We start from the raw sequence: 21,882 nt of genomic DNA on the forward strand, positions 1-21,882 counted from the left end.
TATATCACCGCAAAGTCAGAATCCGGATTGTTGAAAATCTACTTGAGCTAATTAACATTTTGAAATTGAGGTGGAAGAAGTTTTTAGTGTCCTATCTATGCATGATTTAGTTAATTCTACTTGAGTACATACCAGCTCATTTGAGCTCAGTTTGACAAATAGTAAAAATCTATTAGCCTTTTAGATAAAAAAAGTAGCATTATACTTTAAGAGAATTATCTTTGCTGCATTAAAAAATTAAACAATTAATGGGTAACCATCAGATAATGCGGATTTTAGATCCGCTCTTTCAGTTGCAAATATTTACCTCTTGATTGTTGCCTTATCGAACGGACTTTTCTCACGAGTCTTGTCTAATACACTGAACTCCTATTTCGGAACTATGATTAAGTGGTTTTCCGCTTGTAGAATTATTGTGTCCAGACCAAAATTAAAAGTAAATAACCGTTGCCCTTTATCCCATTTCAACTTTTAGCTGAATGAAGAAACTTTACTTTCTGTCTTTTTTACTTCTTTGCTCTTTTTTATCGTTTGGCCAAACGAAAGGCTTAATTTATAAGCCCGCTTCTACAGCGGAGGGCAGAGCCATACTTGACCCCAACAAGGATGGCTATACGTCAAAAACCACGGCTGGTTTCAAAACCAATGATCGGGGTAATGGCGAAAGCGAAATCAGTTATAAAAACATTCCAATTCTGGAGAATGAACCCATTCAGGACCCACTACGCGGACCAGGTTGCGGGTTTACAGATATGGTAGATTCCGGTGTCGGGGATCCTGTGATGTTCTATTTCGATGGTACGAATTTCTTAGTTCGTTTCAGGCTTAATAAAACATCTCCAAACTCCAAAGGCTATAGTGTACTTATCGATACAGACCAAAAATTTGGTTTTAGCGGACCAAATGCAGACCCGAATGCTGTGGCAGGTAACCCGGGTTTCGAGATGGAGATGGTGCTAATGTCCAACCATGGAGTAGCACTTTATAACATCAATGGCACTACAACCCCAACGCTTATTGTAAAGAAAGATTACGAGTCGCATACACAGAAATCCATTGCCTTTACGCAAGAGTGCGGCGACCCGGACTATTTTTACGATTTCTACATGCCATGGTCAGAGTTTGGCCTGCCTGTAGACACCAAACTGCGCATGGTGGCGCTTACCGTGATGAACCCACACCCTTCTATGGGTAACAATGCCAAATCGGATGTGGGTGGCGTGGACGACAGAAAGTATGGCGGCAATTATGACAAATTGTTCGATGACTTTATCAGGAACTATAATCCAACCTCCCCACAGGATAACAACTCCGGTATCAGCGGCAGAACGCTGTGCCCTTCTGTTGATGCTGGCGTAACAGTAACATCTACAAGTATAACTGGTACCTCTACGGAAGCAGCCGGTACAGCTATCACAGTATATAAAAATGGAGTTGCCTATGGCACGAAGGCCTATGTTACCGCTTCCAATACCTGGTCGTTAAGTGTTGCCGGATTGGCCGAGGGCGATGTGATCACCGCCTCTGCTAAAGCTACGAATAAAGAGGAATCAGAAAGCAATTGTAGCGGCGTGCTTGTAGGTCAGGTATGTACAAGGCCGGCGGCGCCAACCTTGAGTGGCTCAAACGGTAACAGTAACAAGTACGTGACTATTACGGTTGCGACCTCAGGGACACTAAATTTGTATTTAGGATCTCAGAGTTTGGTGACAAACTTTAACGCTGTTGCGGGCACTACCTATTATTTCTGCCCTTCAGCAGGAATTGTTACTCAGCAGAATGGCTGTAATGGCGGGAATAATTTAGCAGCAGGTGTGTATAGGGTCACACTTACTGTTGGCGGCTGTACTTCAAATTCTTCATTTTTGTGTGTTAACACCTCAACGAACTCAGCCACACCTACCGTTGATATCCCAATTACTACAGCGTCTAGGTTTATTACGGGTACCGCAATAGCCAATGCGCAGGTTATACTTAAAATAAACGGTGCTGAAAAAGTTAGATTGACGGCTTCAGCTACTGGTACATGGTCTGTACCTGCCTCCTCTTTAGGTCTGGCAAGCGGCAACACCATAACAGCTTATGCTCTAGAGGATGGCAAATGCCAGTCAGCAGAAACTGCAGCCATCACCGTAACACAACCGGTAACTTTTGTGCCTTCGATCACAGGTACTTACTGCGGAACGTCCACTACTATTACCGGAACTTCAGCAGAGGCAGCTGGCACTACAATTAAGCTATTCCTGAATGGCTCAACCACAGCTTTGGCTACAACCACTACTGGAGCAAATGGAAACTGGAGCATCACAGGTGTTTCGGTTGCGCCAGGAGCAACATTAACGGCAAAGGCGACAGCTGTTGGTAAAACAGAAAGTTTAGCCTCGAGTGCGATAGCAGTTAAGGCCATCTCTAGCAACGCCGGTATCACCATAAACAGCACCACCGATCCGGTCACTTCTGAGAAATACATCATGGAGGACGCCACCAGCATTTCGGGAACGGCACCAGGCGGGTCTGGCATTATTAGTTTATACTTAGACGAGATGTTTATCGGCTCCGGTACCTTAAATGGCGGTAACTGGACGGTTTCAAAAGCATCTTTCCCGAATGACTTTTATTTATTTGCTGGTGCAAAACTTACAGCCACTTTTACGGCTGTCGGCGGCTGCGAAAGCGACTTTACAGTACCGACGGTTGCCATCCGCTGCGCCCCGCCAGCAGACAGAACCGTAACACCTAACGCTACAGTAGAATGTACAGGGGCAATGCCTCAGGTTACCGTGAATGCCTCTGAAGCATCCCTCATTTACCAACTTTACAACGGCGCTACCCCGATCAGTTCTTCTGTTTTGGGTAATGGCGGCAATATTGTGTTACAGACTAGCACGCCGCTTACAGCAACAGCGGCCAACACGTTGGTAAATCTTAAGGTGGTAGCTTCAAAGATACCTTATGTGGCTGGTGTTAACTGCGATACAGAAATGTCGCAGAAGGTTGTTGTGACAGTTAATCCGGTTATCGAGAACAACACCATCAGTTTACCCTCTGGTGGAGGCAGTTATTGTGGCCCGGCAAATGTTGGGGCCATCACGGGATCTACGCCAACTGGTGGCGATGGAAGCTATGCTTACCAATGGCAAAATAACGCCAGCGGAACCTGGGCCGATATCTCAGGTGCTACAGGCAAAAATTACAGCCCTGGCCTGGTATCTACCACCACATCTTACAGAAGAAAAGTATTTAGCGCCGCCTGCTCAAATGAAGATGCCAGCGCCTCTGTAGAAGTAAAGATTCTCGCTACAGTAGCTAATAACGTAACCTATAACGGTCAGACATCCTTTTGCGGAAGCGGAACGCCTACTCAGATCTTGGGTAATACAGATGCCGCATTTATAAGCTACCAATGGCAAAGCAGCCAGGACGGTACTACTTTCGGCAATATCGCAAATGCAACGGAGGCAAGTTACACACTTGGTAATTTAACCCAGACAACCACTTTCAGAAGAGTGGTAAACAACGGCACCTGCGAAAGCTACAGTTCAGTTATTACCATCACTATTACACCGGCCGTTTCTAATAATACCATCACGGCACCTGCTACAGTTATACTTTGTGCCGCAGGTAATGTAAGTGAGATTGTGGGCTCAGCACCAACTGGCGGAGTTAACACTTATACTTTTAAGTGGCAGCAAAGTACCGACAACGGTATCACGTTCAGTGATATTTCTCCGGCAGTTACTACTCAAAACTACACACCAGGCACAGTTTCTTCTACCACTTATTTCAGAAGAATCGTTACCAGCGGCCCATGCACTGACTCGGAAAGCAATGTAGTTAAGATAACCGTAGTTTCAGTAGCTAAAACGACTATCACAACCGATGAAACAACGCTAGCTGCAAATGGTACCAGCAGCACAACTATTAGAGTGCAGCTTAAGGATGCTTTCGACACTATTGTAAATACAGATGCATGTACTCTGAATTTAACAACTGACAAGGGTACCATCACTAACAGGGTGTATGCCGGAAACGGAGCTTACACGGCCACGCTGACAGCTGGTACTACGTCAGGTATTGCCAATGTAACAGGAAATATAAACAGTGCAGCTATTTCTGATAATGCAGAAGTAACACTTGAGCCAGCTCTTAAATTAGCAGCCACAACAATCACAGCATCCCCAAGCTCCCTTTATGCCGATGGCACTAGCACATCTGTGGCTACTGTAGCCTTTAAAGACTACGCTGGAAACGCCATACTTGTAGACGCCACTAAAGTTGAAGTCTTGCTTGATGGTGTTGTAGTAACGGCTACAGATAAAGGCAATGGTGAGTTTACTGTAATAGTGCCAGCCAGAAGCGCAGCAGCATCAGTAGTTGTTACTGCAAAGTATAACGGTGTAAGCACAGGTGCACAAGCTACTGTAGATTTTGTACCGGTTCCGGTTGTTGTACCAAATCCAAGCCTCACGGTCTCAACGGTTACAGCTGCTCCTACTCAAATTAATGCTGATGGAATGAGTACATCTCTTGCATCCGTTCAGTTTAAAGGTGCTGACGGTTCTGCAATGATTGTAGATCCGACTAAGGTTCAGCTGTTTTTTGATGGTGTTTCGGTAGTCATTACTGATAAAGGAAATGGTTTATATGAAGGAACAGTACCGGCACGCACTATAGCAGCAGTTGTAAGTGTCACAGCAAAGTATGACGGTGCTTCTCTGAGCAGTACTGCATCTGTATCATTTGTCCCTGCGGTAAACCTGGCTGCTACTCTCATCACTGCGTCACCGGTTACGGTTAATGCTGATGGAACAAGCACTTCGACAGTTACCGTCACTTTTAAAGATTATGCAGGCAATCTGATAGCCGTAGATCCAGCCAATGTAGGTATACTTTTAAATAATGTTGCAGCAACTTTCACAGCAGGTGCTACAGGCGTGTTTACAGCCACTGTGCCTGCCAGAACAACAGCAGCTGTTATAAATGCAACTGCTACTTATAATAGTTCCGCCTTAAGTGGCAATGCCACTGTAACGTTTGTTCCGGTTGTAAACCTGACTGCAACAGTTGTGTCAGCTTCTCCGGTAACAGTTGATGCCAATGGCACAAGCACATCCACAGCAAAAGTCGAGTTTAAAGATTATGCAGGCAATGCCATAGCTGTAGACGAAGCCAAAGTGCAGTTGCTGTTGGACAATGTGGCCGCAACGGTTCTGGCAAAAGGAACTGGTGTTTATGAGGCTATAATACCGGCCCGTACCATTTCACAAATGGTTACTGTAACAGCCAAGTATGATAATATCCAGGTTACAGACAACGCAACCGTAACATTCGTGCCGGCTATAAACTTGGCAGCGACAGAAGTGACTGCTTTACCGGGTACGGTAAACGCAGACGGAGTAAGTACCTCAGTAGCACAACTTACTTTTAAAGACTATGCAGGAAATAGCATCGAAGTAGATGCCTCTAAAGTAGAGATTCTTTTAGGTGGCGTTTCTGTGACGGTAAATGCAGGGGCTACAGGAGTATTTACAGCTACAGTGCCTGCCAGAACAACTGCAGCCACAGTAACAGTTACCGCTAAGTATAATAATGCAGCTGTTGGCGGAAGTGCAACAGTAAACTTCGTGCCTGCCCTGAACTTTGCCGCTACAAGCGTAACTGCCAGCCCTGCGACTGTGAACGCAGATGGCACCAGTACTTCTACTGCGACTGTGACTTTCAGAGACTATGCCGGCAACACCATTGCCATAGACCCAGCCAAGCTGGGAGTCTACTTCAATGGCTCATCCGTAACGTTTACATCAGGCACAACCGGAGTATATACGGCGCTTGTACCGGCCAGAACGACAGCTGAGGCCGTAGAGATCACAGCCAAATATGACGGAGCAGCAATAAGAGAGAAAGCTACCGTAACATTTATACCTGTACTTAACTTAGCTGCCACTGTTGTAAAAGCTACTCCTTTATCAGTTAACGCTGATGGTGTGAGCACTTCCATAGCCAGAGTCGAATTCAGAGATTTTGCCGGTAATGCTATTTCGGTTGATGTGGCAAAGGTTGGTCTTTTTGCAGATAACGCGCTACTTACTGGCCTTCAGGGCAAAGGAAATGGCGTATTCGAAGCCGAGATTCCTGCCAGAACAGTTGCAGCTATAGTTGAAATTACAGCAAGGTATGATGGAACCACCGTTGCCGATAAAGCGCATGTAGAATTTGTACTTGTTGTACAGAACCCAGTTCTAAGCCTTCAGCTATCAACTGTAACAGCTAACCCAACAACAGTTGTTGCCAATGGTGTGAGTGCTTCGCTCATTACAGTTCAACTGAAGGATACGAATGGGAATAACTTCACGACTACCGAGGCGGTGAGCATTACAAGTAACTTCGGTACGATAGCGGCTTACACGAACAATGGGAACGGTAACTATACAGCTACCATTGCTTCTGCTGTAGTTGGTACAGCCACTATAACTGCACAGGTTGGCACAAGCGAACTGGTAGCCAAGCCGGTTGTGAACTTTGTGATCGGAAGTGCAAATGGTGCTACATCTACTATAGTTGCCTCCGTGCCTTCTATTCCTGCGGATGGCGTGAGTTCGTCATTGATAACCGTGACGCTGTATGATGCACAGAATCGCCGCATTACGACAGGTGGTAACAATGTGGCGCTTACAACTACACGTGGCACGCTGGGAACTGTAACCGATAATAACAACGGAACATACACAGCTACATTGACTGCAAGCACAACTGCCGGCATAGCAGTAGTAAGCGGTACAGTGAACGGAAGCGCCATCAGCAGCACTGCAAGTGTAACATTCACAGCCCTGCCAGTTGCAAATCGGGCACCTGTAGCTGCAAACGATGCTTATACTGTAAATAACCACGAAAAGCTCACAGGCAATGTGTTGCTCAATGACACGGATCCTGACGGGAACCAGCTGGTGGTGAAGACGGCGCTGATACGGCAGCCATTGTTCGGTACTGTTATCATGCAGGCAAACGGCAGCTTTACCTACACGCCTAACAAAGGCTATGCTGGCGAAGACAGCTTTACCTACGAAGTATGCGATACCGGAAACCCATCATTATGCGCACAGGCCACAGTAACGATCCAGGTGAAACAAGGATTAGTGTTTATACCTGAAGGCTTCTCGCCGGACGGTGATGGTGAGAACGATACCTTCGTGATCTATGGAGCCGAGCAGTATAAAGTGTCTCTTAAGATATTTAACCGTTGGGGAGATGTGGTGTACGAGAACAAAATCTACAAAAACGACTGGAACGGCGCTGCCAATGCAGGTCTTGTGATCGGAGATAAGCTTCCGGACGGAACCTACTTCTACATAGTAGATCTGAACAACGGAGAAAAGCCGAGAACGCACTCACTAATCATCAAAAGAAAATAAGTACCATAACAGCACAGCCGGCAGGAGCAAAAAAGCTTTCTGCCGGCCATGGCTGCCTAATTTTTATACCTTATGAAAAGTTTTTTACATAAGTTTTACCTGCTTGCCTTTTTCCTGATGCTTACGTCAGGGGCAGCTTTTGCCCAGCAGGAGGCCATGTATTCGCAGTACATGTTTAATGGTTTGATCCTTAACCCGGCTTATGCCGGAAGTCAGGGAGGTTTAAGTGCCGCCGCACTTTACCGTAACCAATGGGTAGGAGTTGAGGGTGCACCTGTTACGCAAACCCTTTCGGTACATGCGCCACTGCAGAACGACAAAGTAGGTCTTGGCCTGTCTGTTGTAAATGATGAGATCGGGGTAATGAACACGCTTAATGTGAATGGGGTTTATGCTTACCGCATCCGCTTAAACAAAGGTGTGCTTTCTATGGGTTTACAGGCCGGTGTTACCAAATTCAGGGCAGACTATACCAAAGTGAAACTGAACCCACAGGATAATCCGGACCAGCAGTTTAACGAGGTGCAGAACTTCCTGATGTTTAATTTCGGTAATGGCTTATACTATTACACTGATAGGTTCTATGCTGGCCTTTCTGCTCCCAATCTCTTCCGTACCAGGCTGTCCAGTGATGTTGATGATGAGGATGCCTACCCTAAGCATGGGCGTCATTACTTTCTGAGCTCAGGATATGTGTTTGATCTAAGTGACAACGTGAAGCTGAAACCATCTACTATTATCAAGGTAGCAGAGGGTGCACCAGTTCAGTTTGACATCAACACAAATGTATGGTTGCACAATTTTATAGGATTGGGTGCATCTTACCGCTCCAGCAACGCTTTGGTTGGCCTGGTAGAACTGCAGGTGTCAAAGCAATTCAGAGTTGGCTATGCCTACGATCATCCGATTTCGAGCCTTAGCAGGTACACAGCCAATACACATGAAGTAATGCTACGCTTCGATATGTTTTCGGGCAATCAGCATTATGTGTCTCCGAGGCTATTTTAAACCAGTTGTATTTTAAAAGTTCTGGAAATCCATCCTTAACGGGAGGGTCCTTAAGTATAAGTATGAAAAAGCGCTACCTATTACCAGTACTGTTGTTTGCTGCCACCTCGGCTTTTGGTCAGGCAGTTAAATCAGTAAAAGCAGATAAATATTACGAAGCTTACCAATTTGCCGCTGCCGTTAAGGCCTACGAAAAGGCGCTAATTTTAGAACCAGGCAATGCTGCTTTACTGGCAAAAGTAGTGCAGTGCTACATAAAGCTTGGGAATGCCGAAAGAGCAAAGTACTGGCTCGACAAGGCCGCAGAGGCTACAGCATCGGATGCACAAGGCTATAGAGAACTGGCTGCCGTGCTGGCAACTGATGCCCGCTATGCAGCGGCAACTCAATTATATGATAAAGCGGCGGCAACTAATGACCAGGAAAGTATAAAATGGCAAAAGGCTTATAAAAACCTGGGCACTTTTTACGAAGACTCCGCGCTGTATAACGTAAAAAAGGTGTCGTTCAATTCTGGCTTCTCCGACTTTAGTCCTGCCTTTTTCGGAAATGGTGTGGTTTTTAGTTCGCCGCGAAGCAACACGTACAAAGCAGATAAGGCCAGCAGAAACTATACAGGTTTTATTGATCTGTTTTATGCTGAAGCTGATGCTACAGCGCCAATTCCTTTTAGCACCGAGCTGAACTCAAAATACCATGAAGGGCCACTATCGTTTAACGGCACACAGGATACAGTATACTTTACGCGCAGCAACTTTGAGAAGAAGTCGTTTAGCAAAACAGGGGTTAACAACTTACATATTTATACTGCCGTGCTTAAGAATGGCAAATGGGAAAGTATAAAAGCGTTGCCGTTTAACAGCACAGAGTACTCTACAGGACACCCTGCACTGGCAGATAGCCATACTTTATACTTTGTGTCTGATATGCCCGGCGGCTTTGGCGGCACCGACCTGTACAAAACGGTAAAGGTAGGAGGAGAGTGGCAAACGCCCGTTAACCTCGGCCCGGAAATTAATACATCTGGAAATGAGATGTTCCCTTTTGTGGATGAACATGGTAACCTATACTTTGCTTCTAATGGGCATCCCGGTTTAGGTGGCCTTGATATTTTTGTAGCCCAAAATAACGGTAAAACCTTTGGCGGAGTAAAGTCTGTAGGTTATCCAATAAATACACCCGGTGACGATTTTGGTTTGATAATCAAGGGGGATGCCGGTTACTATAATTCCAACTATAAAGCTGCGCACGACGATATTTATACTTTTAAGGTGACCCGCCAAAAGCAGGTTGTGTTGTTAGCCTTGGACCACAAGGGCAAACCACTAAATGACGTGCAACTGGTAGTAAATACAGACACTAAATCCACGCTTGGCAAAACACCTGCCCAGATAGATTGGACCTACGGCAAGCTGGAGAAGTTAGCTTTGAGCAAAAAAGGATATGCATCTGCTGAGTTGTTATTGGCTAAGTCAGACTTCTTTAAATATAATGCACTGGATACCATACGTGTAGTAATGGCTAAGAAGGTGATACCGGCTGACGACAGAAAAGTACAGGTAGCATTGCATGATGAAGATGGGAAGCCAGTAGTTGGCGGTAAGATTGAGCTTATTGAAGCAGGTACTGGCTTAAAGAAAGTATACGAAGTAGAAGAAAGAGGCTTTGCTGTAGTTACGTTTGCTCCGGTTAAAAACTATAAATTAAGAGGTGTAAAGCAGGGCTTTTATGATACTGTTCTCAACCTTGATCCCAAACAAATAACCAGTCTTGCAGCTGATGAAGAATTAAACCTGAGGTTGCGTGCTAAAGAGTTGTTCAACGCCATGAGGGTGGGAGAGACAATCGAGTTGGAAATAGAATACGATTTGGCAAAGGCAGATATCCGTTTGGAGGCAGCGCAGATACTTGATAAACTCGTAGCCTACCTGCAAAAGTATACTGAGGTTAAAGTAGAGCTCGGTGCGCATACCGATAGCCGCGGGTCTGATGTATACAACCAGGCATTATCACAGCGCAGAGCTGAGGCAGCTGCAGCCTATGTAGTATCTAAAGGTATTAATGCTGAAAGACTAGTGGCTGTAGGCTATGGGGAGAAGAAACTGAAAATTGCTGCCGCCAAAACAGAGGCACAACATCAGGCCAACCGCAGAACAACAGTAAAGATTATTAGTAATGGAGGTAAAAAAGTTGCAGAGGTTAGTAACTCAGATCCTGAGAAAAGCCACCTGGTGAACAGTAAAACTAACCGGTACTACATAATAATAGGTGGCTTTGGAAACCTGAAGGCTGCTGAAGTAAAGTATAAAGAGCTATCCGGCATTATGGGGGCAGGCAAGATCATATTTCCGTTTGCAACGCATAAAGTTTACAGAATATCAGTAGCCGATTTTGCCCGTAAAGAGGATGCTGTGAAGGCGCTGCCAAAACTTAAAAAGCAATTTGGTGATGGAGTCTGGGTACTGAACTACTAATATGCTTCTATTAAAAAAGAGCCACCTAACCGTAAAGTTAGGTGGCTCTTAGGCTTATGTGTAATCGCGCGTTAGCAGCAACCATCTACACCGCAGCTTCCACCTTCAGTTTTTATCTCCTCAAAGGCAGGTGCCACTTGCTGAAAAACGTTCAGGAACGTATCGGCTGGTTGAGCTCCACTTACAAGGTATTTGTCGTTAATGATGAAAGCAGGTACACCTGTTATGCCGGCGGCCAATGCCCATTGCTCCATCTCACGTACCTCTGTTTTACCTGCTTCACTTTCAAAAAAGCCATCCAGCTTCTCTGCTGGAATGCCGTTCTCTAAACCAATTTTGGTTAGCATATCGGTATCGTTCATGTTGTTGCCTTCTGTAAAGTAGCTGTAGAACAACGTTTCAGCCACTTGCTCCTGCACGCCACACTCTCCGGCAAGCCAGATTAGGCGATGGCCGTTAAAAGTGTTGTTTACTGTTGTAGACTTATCGAAGTTAAACGCTATGCCAAGTTCTGCGCCGGTTTCGGTCATCTGCTGGTTCATGGCATCCAACTTAGAAAGTATAGCCGGACCATAAGCATTTTTAAAATACTCCTGTTTGTCCTGTCCTTCCTGCGGCAAGGTTGCATTCAGCTCGAAAGGTTTAAAGTTTACCTCAAACTCATACTTTTCCTTAGTAGCTTCAATGGCCTTTTCCAGTCGTTTTTCCCCCACGTAGCACCAAGGGCAGTTTATATCGGAAACGATGTCTATTTTTATCTTTTGTTTTGTCATACCAATGAATAATTATCTCTTACACCCATCAACAAAAGTATAAGATTATAGTTTAATTTATACTTTGTGCTTGCGTCGTGCTCTTATACTTTAAGCTTTTTTCTTGTCGCGCCAGTGCTGCTCTATAAAGCCAACCCTGCCAGAACCGATGCTGTACATTTTGTAATGCGCTGGGTTCTTTTGATAATAGTCCTGGTGGTATTCCTCGGCAGGCCAGAACTTTTGTGCGGGTAGTATCGGCGTTACAATCGGACCGCTGAATCTGCCACTTCCATCGAGCTCCTTTTTAGATTCTTCTGCCTGCTTTTTCTGTTCCTCGTTGTGATAAAAGATAGCAGTTTGGTAAGATGACCCACGATCTCCGAACTGACCACTGGCATCAGTAGGGTCTATCTGCTCCCAGAATACTTCAAGTATTGTTTTATAGGAAATTATATTTGGGTCAAAAGTTATCTGCACTGCTTCGTAATGCCCGGTAGTGTCAGAGCATACTTCTTTGTAAGTGGGGTTTTCGGTGTGGCCTCCTGTGTAGCCGGATAGTACTTGCTTTACGCCATCCCACTTATGAAACGGCTTTACCATGCACCAGAAGCAGCCTCCTGCAAAGGTAGCCAGTTCATACTTGTTGTCGTTGCTATTTTCCATTGAATAAGATTCTTGTTTAGACTTCTGTTTGTACGCTGCACATCAGCTATAGTATCAGTTTAGACTTAAACAAAGTATAAATTGCTTTGTTGGGATATAAAAGCAAAAGCCGCTCAAGAATAGACTTAAGCGGCTTTTATAGTTAATAAAGCTGTACTGCTTGTTTTGTCTGCTGTTAATCTAAACCACCTTTGCGGGTTGCTGGTCTGGCTTGTGGCCAGCTCATTTTTTCGCCAGTACGTGGGTTAGTTGGCATTACACTCCGCTCACGCGATACCAGTTCAGGCTCTTCGCTGGCCATGTAAGCAAGGATAGCTGTCAGGATAACGTTACTTTGCACGTCGTCAAACACAATCTTGTCGTATGTGTCGCGGTTGGTGTGCCAGGTGTAGTTGCCATAAGACCAGTTCAGAGAACTCAGCATAAAGGCAGGAACATCTTTTGCCACGAATGAGGCGTGGTCAGAGCCGCCGCCGCCAGGTGTGCCCGGGAAGCTAGTCTGGATGTCTTTGGTGATGTTGCGCGGAACAGCGTTTAGCCAACGGCTCATGTAATCATAAGAGTGCAGGAAACCCTGGCCAGAAATGTTGGCTACACGGCCTGTACCATTGTCCTGGTTAAACACGGCCTGGGTATTTTTCACAATCTGCGGGTTATCCTCTACAAAAGCGCGTGAACCGTTAAGGCCCTGCTCTTCGCTACCCCAGTGGCCTACAAGTATAGTACGCTTCGGGTTAGGGTATACTTCTTTCAGAATACGCATTACTTCCATCATCAAAATAGTGCCTGTACCGTTGTCAGTTGCACCTGTACCGCCATCCCAGGAGTCGAAGTGGGCAGAAAGTATCACATACTCATCTGGTTTCTCGCTGCCTTTGATCTCGGCAATGGTGTTGAAAGTAGGAACCGGCTTCTTGGCGTGCTTCGACTCAGCTACTACTTTAATACGTGGCTTGCTGCCGTTCTCGGCCAGGCGGTATAGCATACCATAGTCTTCCAGGGCGATATCTACTGTAGGGATTTTTTTAGTGTAAGCACTGAAGATCTTGTTTACACCAAAGCCGCTAGACCAGTTAGACATTACAACACCAGCTGCACCTGCATTCTCCAGGGCAACAGGCAGCGTACGTGTAGTTTTACCGGTTGCTGCGATTTTCTTGCGATATGCATCGTTTTGCGCATCACGCTCCTTCTTCATTTTCTCAAACGACTCTTCTGTGGCAAACTCTTTCCAGTTATACTCCGGACGGCCGCTTGGTTGGTTCATCGAAATCATAACAAACTTACCTTTTACGCTTGGCAACCAACGCTGGAAAGCAACAGAGTCGGTAAATTCAGGCATGGTGATCACCTCAGCAGTTACACCTTTAGATGGGGTAGCAGGGCTCCAGGCCAGTTGCATTCCTTCCAACGATTTTACACGTGGGTGCACCATATCGATATGGGTAACACCGCGTTCCCAGCCGCGCCACTCGCCGTAATTCTGAATGCGGGCATCAACGCCCCAACTCTTATACTTGTTTACAGCCCATTCGCCGGCCTGCTGCATTTGAGGCGTGCCTACCAGGCGGGGGCCAATGCCATCCATCAGTTCGTGGCCCAGTTTCTGAAGCTGAGAGTTCTCAGTTGCCTGCTTGATAATGTTTTGGATAACAGGGTCTTGTTTTACCTGCGCTTGTTGTGTTTGTTGGGGCTGTTGTGCCTGTGCAACGCTGCCGGTTAACAGCAAAAGCGCCAACAGGAAATGTGCGCGTTTTTTCATGTTAGATAATTTAGTAAGTATAGGTTGAAAGTATAAGTATGTCTGTTTTCTGCTAATGAGGTAATTTAACAAATCTTAAGAACCAGATAAAAAGTGTTTGCAAAGCTTGGAAGGCGACGAAGTTTAAAATAATCATGCAAAGCAGCTTTAACTGATTTGCACAGTTCGGCAATAAGACTCTGTTTTGGCTGTATGGTTTAATTTTTAAATTTAAAACTTCAGTCTATTTTATGGCGGACTTGTACCTGGTATTTAAGAGGGTGCATTATAACACAATAAGGTAGCGTACAGATAGGAAACAGCACCCACAGCAAGCCTATATTAAAAGTATAGCCCAGCATAGAAGTATAAAAGTATAATAGAGTATCAGTATTCGAACTCAACTTTGATCTGAACCCTTTCAGCATTTGTCGGCGTGAGCATCGTTATAGTTACCTTATCGCTTTCCTGGTAATATTTGGCAATACCTTTAATGATACCAACCGCCATACCGGCCATTTTGCGGTGCGAGTGATAGTCTACGATCAACTGGGAAGGCCCTTTTTTAGTTACCAGTAGCTTAGGCGGGGTTGTGCGGTCATGCTCTAGTTTTACAGCCCCGTGCATGGCAGTTTCTGTGTGCAGAAGCATTTCGTAAGTTCGCCATTCGGGCTTTACATACTTTTTATAAACCAGCAACAGGTCGGGTACCAGAAACTCACCATACTTTTCAAGCAACTCGTACTCTGAGGTACCACTAATAGATGAGGCTGCTCTTAGTATTGCAAAAAGCTCTGATGTAGGGTACATATCTAACATCTGATAAGATGGGTTTGGTATACCTGCTGCTTCTGTCAGGTTAGCCCAGCCGCTGTATCCATAATCATGTTCTATGAAGCGCCGGAGCAGCACAAACATAGAGCCATGCATTTTATCAAACTCTTCTCCGTCAGTTACTGTCATTCATGTATAAAATTTTAGTTTAATCAGACGAGCCTATTAGCCAGTTAATCGCATCTGCTCTGTCTGAGAAGGTACGAATTGCAAAAGGTAGAGAGCCGGATTTCTCAATCTGCTTGATGTTTTCCTGGGCTCTTGCTTCTTTATTCAGGTCTACGGGCTTAATACGGGCAACCTTTTGTAACCGTGTTTTGGACAGCTCGGTAGCTAAACTAATGGTTAGGTCTCTGTTTTCCTCGTCGTTAATCTCGATTAAAGTCTGGCTGGCGTCTAATAGCAGGCGCTTAACATCATAGTTCCTCACTGTCGATACCATCAGTTTAAGACTCTCTTTTATCTCAAAGAGCATAAACTTTTGTAAGTCAGGATACTTAACTTCAAGTATATCAGTAGCCGGATTATACTCCAGCTTTATAATGCTGTTTTGATGAAGGATCATCTGTTATCAATGATAATCTAGCTGGTTATTTTAAGTGCAACTAATTTACAACTGTTTATTTAGAAATACCATAAATGATGGTGCCAAGGCCTTTTTAATTACGATAATTACTGAGCTGTCTCCATCTTCTGCTTTGCCTCTATGCACCACAGCATCTCAGCCATAAAGCTTTTAGCACGCTTTTCTGTGGCTTCTTTGTCGGTGGGGTTGCCTTGCTCGTCGTAATTGCTTTCTACTTTAGGCACCGGATACATGGCAGGCACAACCCAGGCGTGCATTTTCCAGAGCGAGAACTGGAGCGCGCGCATTACCTGAGCTCCGCCAAACGGTCCGGCTGAAACAGTTACAATGCCAATGGGTTTGCGGTGCCATTCTTCGTAGAGCAGGTCTATCACATTTTTCAGGCTGGCCGGGTAGCCGCCGTTATACTCCGGGGTGGCAATTATCACGCCGTCTGCTGCCTTTATCTTGTCTGCAAATTCAATTGTCTTTTTTAATGGCTCTTCCTGAAATTTAAAGCGTTCCTCAAAAATAGGGAAGTTATACTCCTTTAGGTCCAGTATCTCAGCAGTAGCCAGGTTATTATCGGTAATATACTTTTGGAAGAACAGGGCTACCCGGTGGGTATTGCGCCCTGTGCGCACGCTGGAAGAGATAATAGCGATGTGTGGCATGGCAGTAAGTATAAAAGAGTTGAAAGCGTAGTGATTTGGAGATTTTCCCCTTTAACGATGGAGAGGTGATGTGGTTATTGCTGCTAATAGTATAAGCTAAATTATTTTGCCTCTTGCAAGTATGAACTCAACAGGCTGCACAACAGTTTACCTCTGAAAGTATAAATGCCGGTTGCGGACATGAATAAAAGTATAGTGTTAACTATGACTGAAGGCTGTAATTACCTGGCAGGAAGAAAATTATTTGCTTTGGTTCTGTAGTCCTTTGTCTTACTTTCTTTTGTCTGCTTACTAAATGGCAACCGGAATTTCGATTATCTTTGCAGCTTTAAAATTTACGATATGATCTCAGTTGATGCGGTAAGCGTTGAGTTTAATGGTTCGGCGCTGTTCAGCAATGTTGCTTTTAATATTAACGAAAACGACCGGATAGCCCTGATGGGTAAAAACGGGGCAGGAAAATCTACCCTGTTAAAGATAATAGCAGGCGTTAGCAAGCCAACACGCGGCAAAGTATCGGCACCAAAAGAGGCCGTAATAGCATACCTGCCGCAGCATTTGCTCACCGAAGATAACTGCACCGTGTTCGAAGAGGCATCCAAGGCATTTGCCAAGGTGCTGGACATGAAAAAGCAGATGGATGAGCTAAACGCGCAGCTGGAAACCCGCACCGACTACGACTCTGATGAGTATTACAAAATTATTGAGCAGGTATCGGAACTGGGTGAGAAATATTACTCTATTGAAGAAATAAACTTTGACGCTGAAGTAGAGAAGACCCTGAAAGGCCTTGGCTTTACTCGTGAGGATTTCTCAAGATCGACCAGCGAATTTAGCGGAGGCTGGCGCATGCGCATCGAACTGGCTAAGATTCTGTTACAGCAACCCGATCTTATTCTGCTCGATGAGCCTACCAACCACCTCGATATTGAGTCTATCCAGTGGCTCGAAGATTTCCTGGTGAACAATGCCAAGGCCGTGATCGTGATCTCGCACGATAAAACCTTTGTAGACAATATTACCAACCGCACCATTGAAGTAACAATGGGCCGCATTTACGACTACAAAGTACCATACAGCCAATACCTGCAGCTGCGCAAAGAGCGCCGCGAGCAGCAGCAAAAGCAGTTTGACGACCAGCAAAAGGAAATAGCCGAGATACAGACGTTTATTGATCGTTTTAAGGGTACTTACTCTAAAACGTTGCAAGTACAGTCTCGGGTGAAGATGCTGGAGAAAATGGAGATAGTAGAGGTTGATGAGGTGGATACTTCTGCTTTGAACCTGAAGTTCCCTCCGGCTCCTCGTTCTGGTAACTACCCTGTAATTGCCGAGGAACTTACTAAAAAGTATGGCGACTATACAGTGTTTAAGGATGCCTCGCTTACGATTGAGCGTGGCGAGAAAGTAGCTTTTGTAGGCAAGAACGGTGAGGGTAAATCTACGCTGGTAAAAGCCATTATGGGAGAAATAGACTTTGACGGAAAACTCCAGCTGGGCCATAATTGCATGATCGGTTACTTTGCCCAGAATCAGGCATCTTTGCTTGATGGAGAACTTACCGTTTTTCAGACCATAGATGAGATTGCCGTAGGTGATGCCCGTACCAGAGTAAAAGATTTACTAGGTGCATTCATGTTCAGTGGCGAGACAATCGATAAAAAAGTGAAAGTACTATCAGGCGGCGAGAAAACGCGTCTGGCCATGATCAAGCTTTTACTACAGCCGGTTAACCTGCTTATACTTGACGAACCTACCAACCACCTCGATATCAAGACAAAGGACATTCTGAAAGACGCCCTGCGTGCTTTTGACGGTACACTTATACTTGTATCCCACGACAGGGATTTCCTGGATGGATTGGCTAATAAAGTATTCGAGTTTGGCAATAAACGCATCCGGGAGCACTTCGAAGATATCAACGGCTTCCTGAGAAACAAGAAAATGGAGAACCTGCGGGAAATTGAACGTACCGTAGCCAAATAGCTTAAAGTCCCTGCTTAACGGCAGGGACTTTTTTGTTTTTATATTGATTAGGAGGACATAGATACTGAAACAGTTTAACAGGAGAAGGTGAGGCTATACTTTTCTGCTCAAAGATTATGCATCATACATCGGAAGTCTGCAGTAAGTATAGAGCCGTTTACAGATTATCTTAAAAGCTGCTGAAACTCATTTTTTAGCAGCTTTATGCTTTTCAACTTGTAGCCCTTTAGAAGCAAATTAAACCCTGTGCAATTGTATTAAGTAAGTAGGTGCTGATGCATCTGCCTTTACAGGGTTCTATAAAGTATAACCGCACACAACAAGCAAGTATGGCTGATAAAAAACCAAATTACCTGAGTGCCGAAGAGGCGTTGTCTGTGATCAAATCCGGCGACAGAGTATTCTTACATGGTAGCGCTGCCACTCCACAGTACCTTATCCGAAAACTTTCAGAAAGAGCAGGTGAGTTGCGCGATGTAGAGATCGTAAGTATAAGTACATTTGGCGAAATGCCCCTTGCAGAAGAACGTTTTAAGGAATCGTTTTTTATCAACTCGCTGTTTGTTTCGGCTAATGTGCGCGAGGCGGTAAATAGTGGTCGCGGAGATTATGTGCCTATTTTCCTAAGTGAGATACCCCACTTATTTCGCTGCGGCATTATGCCCCTGGATGTTGCCATTGTACACGTGTCGCCACCTGACAGGCATGGCTTCTGCTCATTGGGTGTATCAGTAGATATAGCCAGGGAGGCTGTAATCAGCGCCAAGCATGTGATTGCCCAGGTAAACCCGCAAATGCCGCGCACGCATGGCGAGGCGCAGATACATACCCGCCGTTTTGATGCGATGGTAGAGGTAAATGAACCGCTGCCTGAAGTAGATTACAGCCAGAAAATAACCGCTACAGAGCAAAGAATAGGAGAGTATATTGCAGAATTGGTTGAGGATGGTGCCACACTGCAAATGGGAATCGGCGGAATTCCGGATGCGGTACTCAATAATCTGACAAACCACAAGGGCCTTGGCATACATACCGAAATGTTCTCCAATGGTATTTTACCGCTGGTAGAGAAAGGTGTTATCACAAATGAGTTTAAGTCAAAACACCCGGGCCGCATTGCTACAGGCTTTATTGTTGGTAACCGCAAACTCTATGATTTTGTGGATGATAATCCTCTTATTACGATGTTGCGCACAGACTACGTGAATGATGTATCCGTTATCCGCACTAATCCTAAGGTAACGGCGATCAACAGCGCCATCGAGATAGACTTAACCGGCCAGGTAGTTTCAGATTCTATCGGCACCTACCAGTTTTCCGGCATTGGCGGCCAAATGGATTTTATGCGTGGCGCTGCTTTGTCGGAAGGAGGAAAGCCTATACTTGCACTGCCATCGGTTACGGCCAAAGGTGTATCGCGCATTACGCCTTTTATAAACGAGGGGGCAGGCGTGGTAACTACAAGGGCGCATGTGCATTATGTGGTAACAGAGTATGGCGTGGCCTATTTGTATGGCAAAAACCTGCGTCAGCGCGCTAAAGCACTTATCAGCATCGCGCACCCAGACCACCGCGAAAGGCTGGGAGATGAGGCGAAGAAGCGGTTTTTATACTTGTAATACAGATTAACTTAAAAACAAGTAAGGGCAGCACATTTTAAGTGCTGCCCTTACTTGTTTAAGCTTATTTACTTTAGCTTCTAATAAGCTTGCTGTATACTAGAACATGTAAGTCACACTTACCATACTTCTGCTGTTGCCCTTGGTGCCATGGTATGCTTCGGTGCTACTGATAGGAAGCTGCAAAGTGCCGCTTACTGCCACGTTTCTGATGTAGGTGCTAAGGCCCACGTTACCAAAGTATGACTCACCACCTTTCTGAGCATTTGCATCACCGTTAATCTCATCGCCTTTTGCATGCTCGTAGTAAATACCCGCACTTGGTAACAACGCAATAGCTTTCACATTCTGCCAGTAAAAGAGGTTAGAAGAAGCGCTGATGCGGTCACCAAACTTATAACCGTCCTTGTTCTTGCTGTTAAAGCGATAGGTAACATCGTTGCTTAAGCCCAGTTGTTTGTAGCGGATAGTATAGATGCCATTTAACAGGTAGTCGGTGCTGCCGGTGCCAGGTTGCATGTTTATAGGCATTACTTCTTCATGGTGCTTTTGTTGATAAGCGCCGGTTGCCAACTTTAAGCCTCCTCCCAGTTGCAACGAGTGCTTTAAAGTATGGCGCAGTGTGTCGCCGGTGTTAATTATAGCGTAATTGGCCATTATGGTAGCATCCCCAAAGCCACTGCTTTTAAGTGTTCCGTGTACGCTGCTCTGCTCGTTGTGTAAGTACGGCACAAATGCAAAAACCTGCACATTTTTAACTGGTACAAAACGTCCCCAAAGCTCAGTGGTGGCAAAGAGCTCATCAGTAACAACAGTATGGTCTCCGAGTGTTGATGTGATGGTATAGGCGCGGGTGCTGTAACGCAGGCCGGCAAAATTTTTATGGAACTGCGGTAAGATGCCAAAATAGCTGCCGCCCATGGTGCAGCCTTTGTCGCAGGCGTGGCTGCTGATGTTTATAGATAACAAGGCTATAGCGAGTAAGATAAACTTTTTCATGACTCAAATTCTGAGATAGTACAAATAACGTAATGGTGCCGCAGAGGCAGGTAATGCAGAAATTTAAGTCAGGAGTTGAGGAGGGTGGAAGATGCTGTGAGTTAGCGTAGGATAAAAACTTGGGATATAGCTGGCATACTTTTCATCCTCTTTGCTTGTCAGCCAAGGTATACTTACAGCGATGGCTGGTGCTACTACAATAAGATCAGTTGCGGCATGCTTGCCACTCGGTAGCTGTTTTTCTCTTTCAGATTCTTTCTGAAGCTCTTTTTTAAGGAAGCACTTGCCCTGGCAGGTTGATGCTGGTATCTGGCGTTGCTCACACAGTGTAGAAGAAATATAGATACGGTTCGCCTGGAACAGCATATAAATGCCCGTCTTGCTCATTGGCTGAGCTACAGCACTTATAAAAAGTAATATCCAGATAATCCACTTCATTTCTTCCCCTTAAGTATGGCTCAAAGGTCGTCGCGCAACGGTTGCAGGAAAATGACAAAGGTCATGAGTAAAAGAGATAAAGGTCTTTTAATCCCTCAAGTATCAGCCATACTTTTGCTTCAGTAACAATCACCAAAAACTCAACTAGTCAATACTTTAATTACTGACAACCATGAAAAATAAGAGCAAACAAGTAAGCAGCATACTTAGAAGCGGGTTGCTTAAGCCTGTGCAGCTGGGTGCCGTGGCTATACTTTGCGGCACGCTACTTTTTAGCTGCTCAGCAAGCGAAAATGAGAATACGGCAGGTACTGAGGTAGAAAGCGGATTGGCGCACCAGGCCCCTGAAGCACCAGTTGAAGATGACGGAAAAGGAATAGGCCCAGTAAAAACAGTAGAATTAGGAGCAGATATTGATCAGGCACTGGCCTCTGAAGGCAAATCAATCTTTGAAGGCAAATGTTCAGCCTGCCACCAGTTATCTGATCAGAAGATTGTAGGTCCTGGTCTGGCTGGAGTAACCGAGATCCGCAAACCTGAGTGGGTAATGAACATGATCATCAACCCGGAGGAAATGACCAAGAAAGACCCTACTGCTAAAAAACTGCTGGCTGAGCACTTAACCCAGATGACCAACCAGAATGTGAATGAGCAGGATGCCAGAGCAATACTGGAGTTTCTGAGACAAAACGATAAGTCAATATAAGGTAAACATCT

14 protein-coding genes are annotated in these 21,882 nt (G+C 45.2%); 6 read left to right on the forward strand and 8 right to left on the reverse strand.

The window, feature by feature from the left end:
• Positions 1-479 precede the first annotated feature (479 nt).
• The 3 genes from K0O23_RS13910 to K0O23_RS13920 all read left to right on the forward strand — a co-directional run bounded on the left by K0O23_RS13910 (position 480) and on the right by K0O23_RS13920 (position 10,891).
• Positions 480-7,409, forward strand: coding sequence for an invasin domain 3-containing protein (locus tag K0O23_RS13910; protein ID WP_219878042.1), 6,930 nt, complete (start codon positions 480-482; stop codon positions 7,407-7,409).
• A 72-nt stretch (positions 7,410-7,481) separates the two neighbouring features.
• A complete protein-coding gene (locus tag K0O23_RS13915) occupies positions 7,482-8,417 on the forward strand; it encodes a PorP/SprF family type IX secretion system membrane protein (protein ID WP_219878043.1) in 936 nt (311 codons plus the stop codon).
• A gap of 62 nt (positions 8,418-8,479) precedes the next feature.
• On the forward strand, positions 8,480-10,891 hold the full coding sequence (locus K0O23_RS13920) for an OmpA family protein (RefSeq protein ID WP_219878044.1): 2,412 nt from the start codon (positions 8,480-8,482) through the stop codon (positions 10,889-10,891).
• 71 nt (positions 10,892-10,962) lie between these two features.
• Here K0O23_RS13920 and K0O23_RS13925 read toward each other — a convergent pair whose 3' ends face one another.
• The 6 genes from K0O23_RS13925 to K0O23_RS13950 all read right to left on the reverse strand — a co-directional run bounded on the left by K0O23_RS13925 (position 10,963) and on the right by K0O23_RS13950 (position 16,123).
• Entirely contained in the window at positions 10,963-11,664 is a 702-nt protein-coding gene (locus K0O23_RS13925; RefSeq protein ID WP_219878045.1) for a DsbA family oxidoreductase, read from the reverse strand.
• A gap of 90 nt (positions 11,665-11,754) precedes the next feature.
• Positions 11,755-12,309 carry a peptide-methionine (S)-S-oxide reductase MsrA gene (gene msrA / locus K0O23_RS13930; protein ID WP_219878046.1) on the reverse strand — a complete coding sequence of 185 codons (555 nt, stop codon included), beginning with the start codon at positions 12,307-12,309 and terminating at the stop codon, positions 11,755-11,757.
• Positions 12,310-12,484: 175 nt separating this feature from the next.
• Entirely contained in the window at positions 12,485-14,071 is a 1,587-nt protein-coding gene (locus K0O23_RS13935) for a M20/M25/M40 family metallo-hydrolase (protein WP_219878047.1), read from the reverse strand.
• A gap of 366 nt (positions 14,072-14,437) precedes the next feature.
• Positions 14,438-15,013 (reverse strand): heme NO-binding domain-containing protein, encoded by a 576-nt coding sequence (locus tag K0O23_RS13940; RefSeq protein WP_219878048.1) that lies wholly within the window; start codon positions 15,011-15,013, stop codon positions 14,438-14,440.
• Positions 15,014-15,032: 19 nt separating this feature from the next.
• Positions 15,033-15,449 (reverse strand): hypothetical protein, encoded by a 417-nt coding sequence (locus K0O23_RS13945; RefSeq protein ID WP_219878049.1) that lies wholly within the window; start codon positions 15,447-15,449, stop codon positions 15,033-15,035.
• 107 nt (positions 15,450-15,556) lie between these two features.
• Positions 15,557-16,123, reverse strand: coding sequence for an NADPH-dependent FMN reductase (locus K0O23_RS13950; RefSeq protein ID WP_219878050.1), 567 nt, complete (start codon positions 16,121-16,123; stop codon positions 15,557-15,559).
• A 342-nt stretch (positions 16,124-16,465) separates the two neighbouring features.
• Between K0O23_RS13950 and K0O23_RS13955 the strand changes: the two genes are divergently transcribed.
• Both K0O23_RS13955 and K0O23_RS13960 read left to right on the forward strand, forming a co-directional pair.
• A complete protein-coding gene (locus tag K0O23_RS13955; protein WP_219878051.1) occupies positions 16,466-18,109 on the forward strand; it encodes an ABC-F family ATP-binding cassette domain-containing protein in 1,644 nt (547 codons plus the stop codon).
• Between the two features lie 329 nt (positions 18,110-18,438).
• Positions 18,439-19,728, forward strand: a complete 1,290-nt coding sequence (locus K0O23_RS13960; RefSeq protein WP_219878066.1) for an acetyl-CoA hydrolase/transferase family protein — start codon at positions 18,439-18,441, stop codon at positions 19,726-19,728.
• Positions 19,729-19,827: 99 nt separating this feature from the next.
• On the opposite strand, the gene K0O23_RS13965 is transcribed toward K0O23_RS13960, so the two are convergent.
• A complete protein-coding gene (locus K0O23_RS13965; protein ID WP_219878052.1) occupies positions 19,828-20,727 on the reverse strand; it encodes a hypothetical protein in 900 nt (299 codons plus the stop codon).
• A gap of 63 nt (positions 20,728-20,790) precedes the next feature.
• Complete coding sequence (locus tag K0O23_RS13970) at positions 20,791-21,165, reverse strand: hypothetical protein (protein WP_219878053.1); 375 nt, start codon at positions 21,163-21,165, stop codon at positions 20,791-20,793.
• Positions 21,166-21,337: 172 nt separating this feature from the next.
• Here K0O23_RS13970 and K0O23_RS13975 point away from each other — a divergent pair, with 172 nt between their 5' ends.
• The gene (locus K0O23_RS13975; protein WP_219878054.1) at positions 21,338-21,871 is read left to right on the forward strand and encodes a c-type cytochrome; all 534 of its coding nucleotides are present in this window, start codon (positions 21,338-21,340) and stop codon (positions 21,869-21,871) included.
• The last annotated feature ends 11 nt before the right edge of the window (positions 21,872-21,882 follow it).

The sequence above is a fragment of the Pontibacter aydingkolensis genome (assembly GCF_019443125.1).
GTDB lineage: Bacteria > Bacteroidota > Bacteroidia > Cytophagales > Hymenobacteraceae > Pontibacter > Pontibacter aydingkolensis.

Bases quoted from the DNA above. Each gene is read 5' to 3' on its own strand.
- K0O23_RS13910 (WP_219878042.1), top strand. From the start codon at position 480: ATGAAGAAACTTTACTTTCTGTCTTTTTTACTTCTTTGCTCTTTTTTA.
- K0O23_RS13915 (WP_219878043.1), top strand. From the start codon at position 7,482: ATGAAAAGTTTTTTACATAAGTTTTACCTGCTTGCCTTTTTCCTGATG.
- K0O23_RS13920 (WP_219878044.1), top strand. From the start codon at position 8,480: ATGAAAAAGCGCTACCTATTACCAGTACTGTTGTTTGCTGCCACCTCG.
- K0O23_RS13925 (WP_219878045.1), bottom strand. From the start codon at position 11,664: ATGACAAAACAAAAGATAAAAATAGACATCGTTTCCGATATAAACTGC.
- msrA (WP_219878046.1), bottom strand. From the start codon at position 12,309: ATGGAAAATAGCAACGACAACAAGTATGAACTGGCTACCTTTGCAGGA.
- K0O23_RS13935 (WP_219878047.1), bottom strand. From the start codon at position 14,071: ATGAAAAAACGCGCACATTTCCTGTTGGCGCTTTTGCTGTTAACCGGC.
- K0O23_RS13940 (WP_219878048.1), bottom strand. From the start codon at position 15,013: ATGACAGTAACTGACGGAGAAGAGTTTGATAAAATGCATGGCTCTATG.
- K0O23_RS13945 (WP_219878049.1), bottom strand. From the start codon at position 15,449: ATGATCCTTCATCAAAACAGCATTATAAAGCTGGAGTATAATCCGGCT.
- K0O23_RS13950 (WP_219878050.1), bottom strand. From the start codon at position 16,123: ATGCCACACATCGCTATTATCTCTTCCAGCGTGCGCACAGGGCGCAAT.
- K0O23_RS13955 (WP_219878051.1), top strand. From the start codon at position 16,466: ATGATCTCAGTTGATGCGGTAAGCGTTGAGTTTAATGGTTCGGCGCTG.
- K0O23_RS13960 (WP_219878066.1), top strand. From the start codon at position 18,439: ATGGCTGATAAAAAACCAAATTACCTGAGTGCCGAAGAGGCGTTGTCT.
- K0O23_RS13965 (WP_219878052.1), bottom strand. From the start codon at position 20,727: ATGAAAAAGTTTATCTTACTCGCTATAGCCTTGTTATCTATAAACATC.
- K0O23_RS13970 (WP_219878053.1), bottom strand. From the start codon at position 21,165: ATGAAGTGGATTATCTGGATATTACTTTTTATAAGTGCTGTAGCTCAG.
- K0O23_RS13975 (WP_219878054.1), top strand. From the start codon at position 21,338: ATGAAAAATAAGAGCAAACAAGTAAGCAGCATACTTAGAAGCGGGTTG.